Origin of the sequence: Verrucomicrobium sp. BvORR034 (assembly GCF_000739635.1) — a bacterium.
Classification (GTDB): domain Bacteria; phylum Verrucomicrobiota; class Verrucomicrobiia; order Verrucomicrobiales; family Verrucomicrobiaceae; genus Verrucomicrobium.
In genome coordinates, this window is sequence record NZ_BATQ01000175.1 from 30927 (window position 1) to 42998 (window position 12072).

Here is a 12072-nt window from a genome sequence, read left to right on the forward strand (position 1 = left end):
AACTACGTCATAAAAGCGTGCCTTTTGTCAGCCGAATCACCTTTCCGCCAATGGGCGCGGTTCTCTGGCGGCAGAGAGCGCCTCGCGCACCCGATCCTCGAGCAGGACTTCGTATTCCGCATGGCGCCGCTCCAGAAAGGCGCGGGTGGTCTTCATCACTGCCATGAGCTTGGGGCTGGAGGAAGGATGGCGGCTGGCCAGACTCTCGTAGCGATCCATCAGTTTCAAGACGGTCTCCCGGCTTAACTCCGTGCTCAGTCGCTCACGGACGAACTGCTGGTAGGTCTGCCGATACTCGGCGTTGTTGTCGAAGAGCCGGTTGAAAAGACGAGCGCGATCTCCCAGAAGAACCTCGAAAGAATCCGTGGAGGGGCGCAAAGGCCCCTGGGCAGTTTGATGCACGCCTTCATCAAAAGCCCAGTCCATGTCCCAGACCAGCGATTGCCAGACCGCCTGGGGATTCCGCCGGTCGCGGAAATAAGCCCCCTGATTGTTGTCACCCGTGGCGGTGAAGCTCATGGCCAGCACCCAGGCATTCAGATCCTGCAGATTGAACTTGGCCGCCTCTTCCTCCATGAGGATCGGGTTGCGAGGACGACGGACCCAACGACGCCACTCGATGTAGGCTTCGTTTTCGACGGGTTCACGAGACTTCAGACGGACCCACTCCACATCTGCCATACCGAACCGCCCCTCGACGAAGTCCGGGGACTGATGCTCATAGAGGAAGAAGGGAGAGCGAATCTCGGTCCCATTGAGGAAAACGATGGCGGGAACGCACCGGGACACTTTGCACCCTGCGAGGGCGGCGATTTCCGTGGCGAGCGCGGCATTGAACCGGCTGGGATGATCGGCATTGCTCAACACCAGTTCCCGGAGCGGCGGTGCATCCTCGCCAAAAAACAATCCTGCGGGCCCCGTCTCATACCCCCCATATTCTTCGCGGAAGCGCAAGCCGAAGCTCTTCGCGGGAAGCGTGCGGCTATGGCCACCGTGAATCCGGAGCCCAATGGGAGACTCAATGAGCAACCGCGATTTTTGCCAGGCAGAAAACCATGCAGGACGCTCCGCCTCCCGGTTGTGCTCCAGTGGATGCGTGACGATGCCGTGATCGGGATCGAAGAGTTCACTGCTGCGGCAAACGAGGGAGATGACGACCGTATCCGCTGGCAACGCCGCCACACGGGACGCGAGCAGGGCCGTGGAGGGTGGACTCCCCTGCTCCAGCAAGGCGGCCGCCGGGGCCGGGCACGGCTGTTTGAAGAGGGCCACCGCCTCTTTTGAAAAGGCTGCCAGATCCTCTGGTTCGCAGTACTTGTGGCTCATCTGCAACAAGCCCATGCGGATGAGCGCAGCGTTGCGGCTGGTCACCGCATCGCGCCCCAGCACGAGCTCAGGTGCCGACCGGTCCTGATAAGCTTCCAGACCTTCCAGCGGGAAGAACTCCACAAGGACGGCCATTCCGACCAGCAGCATGGCGCACGGCACCACCAGCAGGGAGCGTCTGCGACTGCGTGGGAAGGCAACGGGTTGAGGCACCGGCTCAGAGGGGTTCTCAAGCATTGGCGTGGCCGTGGTAGTAGAGCCCCAACTTGGCATCCGGGAGTTGTTCCTGCAGCTTCCGCTCCAGCTCGGCCGACTTTACCAGCGAGACCTTTTGGAAGGACCAGGTGAGCACGCACTCGCTGTCTGCCGTGGAGAGGCTGTCGAAGGAAGGGCGCCTCAGGTGGGCCTCGATGATCGGCACCAGTGCCGGCAAGGCATTGCGGTATTGATCCACACTGCAGCGGATGACGAGGGTGCCTGAACCGGAGCGACGACTTAGAAAAGCCGGGCTCCAGCGCAAAATCGCCATGGCGACGCCAGCGGCTACGAGGATGGCGATGAGGAAGGCCACGTTAAACGAGGCGCAACACAGGGCCGAGGCAATCACCAGCATGATGAAGCCAATCTCCTCTGGCTCCTTGATGGGGGTGCGGAAACGGACGACGGACAGTGATCCCAGCAATCCCAACGACAAGGGAAGTGAGAACTGCACACAGATGAAAATGGCGGTGACCGCGAGGCTGATCAGCGGGAAGGCCCGGTGCACATTGCTGCCGGTGGCCCGGGAGCCAAAGAACGCACTGTAAGCCCAGGACAGCAGAATCGATGATGCCAGAGACGCGGCCAGGCTCAGGGAAAGCGTGGCCAAACCCAGATCCGCCACCTCCCGCACGTCTCCGCCAAACATCACCACGCCAGCGGCGCGCTTAAGTTCCTCAATGGTCATGCCTGCTCACCGTGGGGTTGAAGATTGCGCACCGTCAGAAAGTACTTGGACACCGCCGCACGCCGGGCCCCAAAACGCGGAAGGGCTCGCAGCGCAGGCAGCGGGTGGATGCTGCGCCCCTTTTGCTCAAAGACATCAAAGGGCAATACCCCACCATGCGCGGGCGGCATCACCCCACTGCGGGTGCGCACGGCGCGGATGTCAGAGTCCAGGCAGAAGGTCTCGGGGAAGACCGCATGCTGCCACCGCTGCCTCAGATAGCGAATCTCCACGACCGGCCTCAGTCCCCCGGCGGGAAGCTGTAGATTTGCAGGAAGGTTCGATCGGTACAGGTCAGCTAGTCGCGGATCATCCAGAGACCAGCTGGCCAGGGTCGACGCCGGGATGGGCAACGCCACGCGGTGCTTCGTCCGCGCGACTCCCTCCTTGAGCTTGACCTCCAGATGGGCAGGCACCGGCAGGATCTCTCCTGATGGGGAGGCGTACCAACGGATGCGATACTTGGACTTGAAGTAGTCGCTGGCCTCCTTCTCACGGAATGAGGCCTGATCCGGCGTGTCAAAATAGATGGAGCACACCGTGCATAGCCCATGCGTCGGATGGGCCACAAACTGTGACTGCAACCAGGAACGGAACGCGGGGGACTGCTGTCGGGGTATGAGAAACTTGATCTCCTGCTCCCCGGCTGGCGGAAGTGGGGAAAGGAAACGCGGGGTGGGAAACTTCATTCTTTGGGGGAACGCCTGCGCTAAGGGCCACTTTCCCGCTCCTCAAATGAAGATTTGTTCAGCCCCCGACTTCGATGGTCATTCCAGAACCTCTTTTACCAGCCACTCCTGGACAACAGCATAAAACTCATAACGCATGTAAGCAGTAAAGCGCTCAGAGAAGTCGAGACCCTTGACGGTATCTGGATCAGGGTGAGGTTCGAACTCCTGCCCCGCAGGGTGCAGGACGAACCGCTGGTCGAGCATCAACCGGGCCTGATTGAGTGCGCTGAACCAGGCCATCGCATGGTCAAGCGGGATGGAAACACGATAACGCTCCTCATCGGGCTCTTCCTCCAGGGTAAAGGTCTCCAACCCATCGAGATCCGCGAGCAAAGTGCCGACATCCTCCGCAAACTGGTTCTCCAGATCTTCGGTGACGAACTCGGACCAATCCTCCAGGAACTCGCCCTCCCGCAGCTCATCCTTGGCCGCCACAGGGCTGGGCACCATCCGGGCCCGCCCCTCGGGACAATCGGTCATGCTCGCATCCTCTGCTGCCTGACGCAGCAATGTGACATGGATGTCCTCCATGTCCCCCAACTGCCACGTTCCCGTGGTCTTTTGAACGCTCAATCGCATGGGCACAACACTCCTCTAGTCTGACTTCTCCAAGGTGGCGAGCAACTGGTGCCCATGTAGTTCCCGGACGTAGTGCTCCGCTTTCTCCCTGCGCCCCGTCCATACCTGGCTGCGCCCCTCCTGATGCACCTGGAGCATGAGACGCTGCGCCTCCTTGTCCGTGTAACCAAAGATCTTTCGAATCACGTGGGCAACGTAGCTCATCAAATTCACCGGGTCGTTGTGAATGATCACATGCCAGGGTGAATCCAGAGCCACGCTCGGGTCGGTCTCGACCAAGGTCTGTTTATCGGGGGTGGCGATGGAGGGCATAGTCTGATCTTATACAAAATACGATGCTGGAGCAAATCGAGGGGACGGCATTTCACGCCTTGTGTACCACTGCATATCCAAGGCCAAAAGACGGAGAAAGTTGCCCTAAACCGCCGAGGAAGTTTCTATTTCCTACTTGTCATATCGGGAAATGGGAATTAATTTCGCCACCCCATGACTTTTGACCAGGTTGCCGCTCTCAATGACACTGTAAAGGGCTTCTCCCCCTTGGAACTCACCCGCTGGGCTATCGAGCAAGCAGCGGGAAAGGCCATTGTGACGACGAATTTTCGTCCCTATGAGGCGGTCATCCTGCACCTCGCGACCCAAGCCCAAGCAGATATCCCCGTGCTCTGGGTCGATCACGGCACCAATTTGCCCGAGACCTACCGTTTCGCGGAAAAGAGCCGCACGCAGCTCTCCCTGAATCTTCGCCCTTACCTGCCACTCATGACCGCCGCCCACTGGCTGGCGCTGAATGGGGGAAGCATTCCGATGCCGGATGAGGTGGAGCGCGTAGAGAGTTTCAGCCGCATCATGAAGCTCGAGCCGTTCGAGCGCGGGATGAGAGAACTCGCCCCCTCCGTGTGGATCACCGCCTTGCGCAAGGAGCAAAACCCGCAGCGCGCCGCCACCCTCAAGCCCGTGATGTGGGATGAGAAGTTTCAGACGCTGAAGGTGAACCCCATCCTCGAATGGACCCCGGTGGAAATGGAGGCCTACCTCGCTGAGTTCGAATTGCCCAACGAGCGCACCTACTACGATCCTGCCAAAGGTGACGAAAAACACGAGTGCGGCCTGCACGCGAAGCTCGTGACTGATGTCGCCAAGGGCTAACTCCCAGCCTGACCTGCCAGCCCGCCCGCCCATGTCATCCCGCCTCCAGTCTCAGACTTCTTCCATGTCATCCTCCATCACGCACCTCCAGTACCTCGAAAGCGAGGCGATCTACATTTTGCGCGAGACGGCGGCCCAGTTTGGCAAGCCCGCCATGCTGTTCTCCGGCGGCAAAGATTCGATCGTCATGGCCTGGCTCGCCCGCAAGGCGTTCCACCCTGCGCATCTCCCCTTCCCGCTGGTCCATATCGACACGGGGCACAATTTCCCCGAGGCGATTGAATACCGCGACTGGTTCGTGAATGAGATCAAAGCCACTCTCGTGGTGGGCTCCGTGCAGAAGAGCATTGATGAAGGACGCGCCGTCGAGGAAAAGGGCCACAACGCCAGCCGCAACAAGCTGCAGACGGTGACGCTGCTCGACACGATCGAAGCGCATGAATATGACGCCTGCCTTGGCGGTGGACGCCGTGATGAAGAGAAGGCCCGCGCCAAGGAGCGCTTCTTCTCCCATCGCGATGAATTTGGCCAGTGGGACCCCAAGAACCAGCGCCCTGAGCTCTGGAACATCTTCAACGGCCGCAAGAACTACGGCGAACACTTCCGCGTGTTCCCGCTGAGCAACTGGACGGAGATGGACGTCTGGCAGTACATCCGCCAGGAAAACATCCCCCTGCCCAATCTCTACTTCTCCCACCAGCGCCGGGTCATCGAGCGCCACGGCCAGCTTCTGGATGCCGAGACTGGCTTCGTCCAGCTCCTGGATGAGGAAAAGCCCCGGATCAAGGAAATGACGGTGCGCTTCCGCACGGTTGGCGACGCCACCTGCACAGGTGCCGTTCTTTCCGATGCCAGCAGCATTGACGATGTGGTGGCCGAGGTGGCTGCCGCGCGGCAGACGGAGCGCGGGACCCGCGCAGACGACCGCCGCTCTGAGACGGCCATGGAGGACCGCAAGAAGGAAGGTTACTTCTGAGTTGAGATTCACCCGGCCCCGTTCCGCCCCCCTCCTTTCCCTCCGCTTCTAGGAAAAAATAGTTTGTATGGATCTTCTCATCAATCCCACCGAATCCAGCCTCCTCCGCTTCACCACCGCCGGCAGCGTGGATGACGGCAAAAGCACGTTGATCGGCCGCCTGCTCTACGATTCCAAGTCCATCTTCGAAGACCAGCTTCTGGCGGTCGAAGAATCGTCCAAGCGCCGCGGCGATGAACACGTGAATCTGGCACTGCTCACCGACGGTCTGCGGGCCGAGCGCGAGCAGGGCATCACCATCGATGTGGCCTACCGTTACTTCGCGACGCCCAAGCGCAAGTTCATCATCGCAGACACCCCCGGCCACATCCAGTACACCCGCAACATGGTGACTGGTGCCTCGACGGCAGATCTGGCCATCATCCTGGTGGATGCCCGTCATGGAGTGGTCGAGCAGACCCGCCGCCACACCTTCCTGGCCTCCCTCCTGCGCATTGAACAGATCGTCCTGGCCATCAACAAGATGGACCTCGTGGACTTCAGCGAGGAGCGTTACAACGAGATCCTGGCTGACTTTGAACAGTTCCGCGCCGGCCTGGAAAACAAGGTCAATGTGACCGTCATCCCCATGAGCGCCCTCAACGGGGACAACGTGGTGGACAAGTCCACCAACATGCCCTGGTTCACCGGCAAACCGCTGCTGGAGCATCTGGAGAGCGTGCAGGTGCACGTGGGCGAGTCGGAAGGCAGCGCCCGATTCCCCGTGCAGTGGGTCATCCGCCCACAGTCGGACGAATATCATGACTTCCGCGGCTTCGCCGGCCGTATGGCCAGCGGAACTTTCAAGGTGGGCGATGAAATCACCGCCTATCCCGCAGGCATGAGCACGCAGATCACCGGCATCCACACCCTCGAAGGGGCGAAGGAAGAGGCGATCCCGATGCTGAGCTATTCCATCACGCTGGCCCATGAGATCGACATCAGCCGCGGCGACCTCATTGCCAAGGCGGACGAACCACCCCAGCACAGCCAGCACATCGATGCGATGATCTGCTGGTTCACGGAGAAACCGCTCAAACCTCGCAGCAAATTCTACCTGCGCCACACCACCCGCACGGTGCGGGCGTCCGTTCCGGACCTGCTCTACAAGGTGAACATCAGTACCATGGAGCGCGTTCCCGGTCCGACCGAGTTTGGCTTGAACGATATCGGCTGCATCCGCCTGCGTTGCGCCACCCCGTTGTTCTTTGATTCCTACGCCACGAACCGCACCACGGGCAGCTTCATTCTTGTGGATGAGCAGACCAACAACACGGTGGCCGCAGGCATGATCCTCCGTGCGGTGGGCGACGATACGACAAAGAGCACCGACGAATTTGCCATCTAGGCCAGTTCGAGGAGCGACTCTGATTGTTTCTGCTTCTACTTCTGCTTCAACACCCGGTGAACGAGAGTTCCCCGGGTGTTTTGTTTTGGAGGCAGGACGATGTCGGAGGGGGGGCTCATTCGCTCTGGGCAGCGTGAGACCGCCGCAACTCCTTCGGAGTGGTGACTCTCGCTGTTTCACCCAACGTAGACTCGCTGGAAGCTCGTCAACGTTGGGCTTGTTGCCGAATCCTCTTCGAGGAAAAGCTCCGACTGAGCAGAAGGTTGCGCATGTTCATTCGCGGCCACCCTCTGGTGTTGGATCTCCAGCCACTCAGCACTCTGAAGTTGTTAGCGTGAGGAGGCACTAACTGAAGCTTCTGCAACACCGCCCTCGCTTCGATCCTCCAAGCGTATGGCAGACAGCGAACTCGCATCCCCAAAATTTCCTCCAGCAGAGCACTGCTTGTAGTTCAAACTTTAGTTTGCCTCAGGTTGTCTGGAGTAAACTGAGCATCTAAAGTTTGAACTTACAAACAGCTTCCCATGGCGTCTAATAGGGGCCGTCTCTTATTTTGGACGAGTTTCGATGCCCTCTCTCACATCTCCACCTCACCCATGTCATGCTTGGGCTTGATGATGAAATAAAGCCCCAGCGCCACCACTAGCACGGCGGCCGCAATCAACGGGGCCGTACGATTGGCGGAATCGCTGCTCTGGATCGCGCTCATCACTCGCACCACCACCAGCGAAGCGCAGACCAAGGCACCCAGCACAGGCACAACCACCGGCACTTCGAACCCTCCTTTGGGCTCGTCCTTCCGGCGCTTCAGGATCACAAGACCGATATTCACCACCGTGAAGACAGTGAGCAACAACAGCACGGTGGACTCGGCGAGCGCTTTCACGCCCCCGCTCAAGATCAGGCCGGTCACGATCACAAACAACACCGCAATGGCGATGTGGGGCGTGTGACGACGCGGGTGCACACTGCCGAGCACCTGGGGCAGCAAGCCCTGGCGGCTCATCCCATAGAGCAAACGTGAGCCCATGATGTAGTTGAGCAGCGCGGTATTGCCGATCGCGAAGATGGAGATGCCTACATAAATCTTGTCGATACCCTTGAACCAAGGCGCCGCCCTATGGGCCACTTCCATCAAAGGAGTTTTGCTGGCAGCCAGCTCTTTCCACGGCACCACCGACACCGCCGTGATGGCCACTGCCATGTAGATCACGGTGGCCAGGATCATTGCGCCAATGAGGCCAAAGGGAATGTCACGGCGCGGATTCTTCACTTCCTCAGACACATTGAGAATGTCCTCAAACCCGATGAAGGAGAAGAACATCAATACGGCCCCTTGCAGCACCAGAGCCAGAGTGATACCCGAGCCCAGTCCGCCCTCCACCGTGTCGCCCGGTGTCTCCAAGTAGTTCACGCTGCCCCAGAATTTTATGCCCACCGCGATGATGAAGATCAAACCGGTCGCCTCGATGACCGTGCACACGATGTTGGCCCACATGCTCTCGCGAATGCCGCGGTAGATAATTCCCCCAACCATGGCGACCAGCACAATCGCCACCAGCTTAATGGGGAGCTGCATGCCCAGGGCCTTCTCCAGATTCTCCGCAATAGCTTGCGACCCCGTGGCCATGCTGGTGAGCCCGCTCATCATCACCGCAATGCCCACCACGTAGCTCAGCCAGGAGTACTTGAACGAACGATGGGTGACATAGGCCGCTCCACCGGCCTTGGGATAACGGCTACCTGCACAAGCATAGGAGAGCCCGGTTAACAACGCCGCCACCATCGCCGCCAGAAAGGCGAGCCAGATGGCATTGCCCAGACTGTCAGCCGCCCTCCCCACCAGCGCGTAGATGCCCGCTCCAAGCATCGAGCCCAGGCCATAAAACAGGATCTGCCAGGGACCCAGCGTCTTCTGAAGCGCCGGCTGTTGGGGAGGGATGTGAGAGTCGGGCAGGTTCATGGGGGCCGTTCATTCTGAGCAAACGAACGGCCAACGTCCACGATCAAATGCCGCCATTTTCGGCACGCGCTCTCCGACCTGCCGATGCGATTACTGAGGTTTCGCCGCGACTTCAGCCTTGGCCTTGTCGAGCACTTCCTTCAAGGTGACCTCCGCTCCGCCGCGGCGCTTGCTCTCATCGGCAGCCTCCATGAAGGCGTAGATCTCGACCGTTTCCTCCATGCTCACCGGAGGCTTGCCCGTGCGGAACATTTCGATGGCCGCCACCAGCAGCGGGTCATATCCATCGTAGGTGCCAATCGCCGCCTCCCCCTTCTCGCCCTTGGCCGTACCGCCATACGCTTTGGATTTGTCCGTGCTCTGGCGGAAGGTGCCCTTGCGCCCGCCTTCCCAGGTGCCGATGACTTCAATCCGGCCATCCGCCGTGGTGCCGCGTTTCACGGAGACACACCCTGTGCCCATGACGGTGAAGAGGGATTCCACCCCATGAATGCCATACCAGAAGAGGTCAGGATGGGTTGGCTCCAGGCTCACCGGGCTGACCGTTTCTGCTTCCAGGACCTTGCCAATGGACCCGCCCCGCACCGCGAGCGTGCCTTTGCCAAAGCGAAGGGAGGAAGAGGAGAAAATAGGTACACCGGCCTTCTTGGCTTCATCAAAAATACGCAGGACATCTGCCAAAGAGGCGGCCATGGGCTTGTCGATAAACACCGGCTGCTTGGCCTTCAGCACGGGGCGGATCTGTTCCAAGTGCGGACGGCCATCATTCGTTTCGAGCAGAATTGCATCGGTTTTGCCCAACAACTCCTCAATGGAGCCCACAATCTCGCCGCCCAGGCCCTTCACCTTCTCTGTGTACTCCGGCACGCGCTTGGTGCTGCTCTCAATGTCCGGGCTGCCTTTGGGATAGGCCGCCACCATTTTCGCGCCAGCCAGCTTAGCGGCATCTTCAGGATTCTTGGCCCCCTTGTTCAGGGCCTGCGTGAAGGACGTGGCGTGAGAAGTGTCCAGACCGATGATCCCCACCCGCAGGGGCTTGGGCTCATCGGCATGCGAGATCGCAGGCAGACAGACACTGGTGGTGGCGGCTAACAGGAAAAACAAACGGCGTTGCATACCCTGAAACCAACGCAGCAGCCGTGGCACCGTCTTGCAAAACCACCCCCTCGAACTCTGAGTGTCCGGTGCCCAATTTTGGTAGGATTGTGACAATCCCCTCACAAGGGGATTCACCTCTTTCTCTGTGCAGGGGTGGAAGTTGATGCTAAAGAGCGCCCATGACCCTCCCTACCCAGAGCTGGTGGACCCCCGGCAGGATTCTGGCTCTGCTCATCGTCATCAATCTCTTCAGCTACATCGACCGCTACGTGTTGGTGGCGGTGGAGCCCGAGCTGCGCGCGACGTTTCTGGCCGGAGATGCCATGGCCAAGACCAAGTCGGGCCTCTGGCAGACAGCCTTCATGATCTCCTACATGCTGATGGCCCCGCTCTTTGGCTGGCTGGCCGACCGAACCTCCCGCTGGCTGTTGATCGGGCTGGGCCTCTTGCTGTGGAGTGCCGCGAGCATCGGGTCCGGGATCGCGACAGGATTCACCATGCTCCTGCTCACACGGGCCATGATCGGCGTCGGTGAGGCCGCCTACGGTCCTGCGGCCCCAGCGTTGATCGCGGAGATGTATCCTGTCCATCGACGCGGCATCGTCATGTCCTGGTTCTTCATGGCCATCCCCGTGGGGAGCGCTCTGGGCTATGCTCTGGGCGGGCTGGCCAACAGTTACCTGAACTGGCGCTGGGGTTTCTGGCTGGCAGGGGTACCGGGCATCTTCCTCGCCATGGTCTGCTTCTTCTTGAAGGACACACGGCGCAGCCAGGCCGCCGCCACAGGACAGGCTCACCACGCCCCGGGGTTTGCCGACTACAAGCGCCTGCTTCGCATCCCTTCCTATGTCATCAACGTGGCCGCGCAGACGGCCATGACCTTTGCCATCGGGGGCCTTTCTTTCTGGCTGCCTGCCTACATCACCGAGTACCGACAATATGGAACGCTGGGGCAGGTCTCCACGATGGTGGGGGCCATCACCGCTGTTTCAGGACTGGGCGCCACTCTCTTTGGCGGCTGGCTGGCGGATCGTTTGCGCAGCCGCTTCGCCGCCTCTTATTTCCTCGTCTCCGGCGGGGGCATGGCCCTGGCCTTCCCCTGCACGCTGGCGATGCTGTTTGTCCCTTTCCCTTACGCCTGGGTGTTTGTGTTTGGCGCGGTGTTCTTCCTGTTCTTCAACATCGGCCCTGCCAACACCGCCCTGGCCAACGTGGCCCCGGCAGCGGTGCGTTCCAGCGCCTTTGCCCTGAACATTCTCACCATCCATGCCCTGGGCGATGCCATCTCCCCAGCGCTCATCGGAGCCGTGGCCGACCGGTCCAACATGAACTTGGGCTTCATGCTCGTGTCCGGCGCCATGCTCGTGGCGGCAGTGCTCTGGTTCATCGGCATGCGCTGGCTGCCGCAGGATGTGGAGCGGGCGGCGGCACAGGATGCAGAGAAGCAACCGGTGTGAGGCCGTGTTCCGGGCCCAAATGGAGAGTGCAGACATTTTGGAAAAAATCGGGCGCAACAAGCAGTGTCGTCAGCCACGATCAACGCATGCTCGTCATCGAACCCGGAGGGTTCACCATGAGTAGCCATGGGTGAAACGAGCGTAGCGAGTGAACCCCCTGGAAGTCGCCCCCTCCCTCTACCGCGGAGCGGTAGGCCACTCGTCTTGCGCCACCCCACACGTCATCCCGCGATCTCACCCACGCAAACTGTTGTCCGCCATGGGCCTACCGCTTTGCGGTAGAATTCGCCTTACAACAAACTATGGGTAGTCCTCTCCCGCCTTGCGGGATCGGCCGACCCATGGCTACGCATGGCGAACCCTCCGGGTTCATGACATAACTCGCAATACTGACGCACTGACGCACTGACGCACTGACGCA

General features: G+C 60.2%; 11 protein-coding genes. 4 read left to right on the forward strand and 7 right to left on the reverse strand.

The features are described 5' to 3' along the window. Nucleotides 1–36: 36 nt before the first annotated feature. The 5 genes from BV034_RS30540 to clpS form a co-directional block, all read right to left on the reverse strand. Entirely contained in the window at nucleotides 37–1563 is a 1527-nt protein-coding gene (locus BV034_RS30540; protein WP_050030730.1) for a CotH kinase family protein, read from the reverse strand. Next, complete coding sequence (locus BV034_RS30545) at nucleotides 1556–2272, reverse strand: DUF4956 domain-containing protein (RefSeq protein WP_050030731.1); 717 nt, start codon at nucleotides 2270–2272, stop codon at nucleotides 1556–1558. Before BV034_RS30545 ends, BV034_RS30540 begins: the two co-directional genes overlap by 8 nt. After that, a complete protein-coding gene (locus BV034_RS30550; protein ID WP_050030732.1) occupies nucleotides 2269–3000 on the reverse strand; it encodes a polyphosphate polymerase domain-containing protein in 732 nt (243 codons plus the stop codon). Before BV034_RS30550 ends, BV034_RS30545 begins: the two co-directional genes overlap by 4 nt. A gap of 78 nt (nucleotides 3001–3078) precedes the next feature. Then, nucleotides 3079–3621 carry a DUF2017 family protein gene (locus tag BV034_RS30555; RefSeq protein ID WP_265593652.1) on the reverse strand — a complete coding sequence of 181 codons (543 nt, stop codon included), beginning with the start codon at nucleotides 3619–3621 and terminating at the stop codon, nucleotides 3079–3081. A 15-nt stretch (nucleotides 3622–3636) separates the two neighbouring features. Next, nucleotides 3637–3933 (reverse strand): ATP-dependent Clp protease adapter ClpS, encoded by a 297-nt coding sequence (clpS, locus tag BV034_RS30560; protein WP_050030734.1) that lies wholly within the window; start codon nucleotides 3931–3933, stop codon nucleotides 3637–3639. A gap of 174 nt (nucleotides 3934–4107) precedes the next feature. Between clpS and BV034_RS30565 the strand changes: the two genes are divergently transcribed. The 3 genes from BV034_RS30565 to BV034_RS30575 all read left to right on the forward strand — a co-directional run bounded on the left by BV034_RS30565 (nucleotide 4108) and on the right by BV034_RS30575 (nucleotide 7133). Next, entirely contained in the window at nucleotides 4108–4770 is a 663-nt protein-coding gene (locus tag BV034_RS30565; RefSeq protein ID WP_050030735.1) for a phosphoadenosine phosphosulfate reductase family protein, read from the forward strand. A 31-nt stretch (nucleotides 4771–4801) separates the two neighbouring features. Next, nucleotides 4802–5746: a sulfate adenylyltransferase subunit CysD gene (gene cysD / locus BV034_RS30570; protein WP_081888241.1), complete on the forward strand. Its 945-nt coding sequence runs from the start codon at nucleotides 4802–4804 to the stop codon at nucleotides 5744–5746. Between the two features lie 67 nt (nucleotides 5747–5813). Next, nucleotides 5814–7133: a GTP-binding protein gene (locus BV034_RS30575; RefSeq protein ID WP_050030737.1), complete on the forward strand. Its 1320-nt coding sequence runs from the start codon at nucleotides 5814–5816 to the stop codon at nucleotides 7131–7133. 577 nt (nucleotides 7134–7710) lie between these two features. Here the strand turns inward: BV034_RS30575 and BV034_RS30580 are convergent. Next, nucleotides 7711–9096: an amino acid permease gene (locus tag BV034_RS30580; RefSeq protein WP_050030738.1), complete on the reverse strand. Its 1386-nt coding sequence runs from the start codon at nucleotides 9094–9096 to the stop codon at nucleotides 7711–7713. A 90-nt stretch (nucleotides 9097–9186) separates the two neighbouring features. Further along, a complete protein-coding gene (locus BV034_RS30585) occupies nucleotides 9187–10212 on the reverse strand; it encodes a Gfo/Idh/MocA family oxidoreductase (RefSeq protein WP_050030739.1) in 1026 nt (341 codons plus the stop codon). A 161-nt stretch (nucleotides 10213–10373) separates the two neighbouring features. On the opposite strand from BV034_RS30585, the gene BV034_RS30590 reads away from it, so the two are divergent. After that, nucleotides 10374–11651: an MFS transporter gene (locus BV034_RS30590; protein WP_050030740.1), complete on the forward strand. Its 1278-nt coding sequence runs from the start codon at nucleotides 10374–10376 to the stop codon at nucleotides 11649–11651. Nucleotides 11652–12072: the final 421 nt, after the last annotated feature.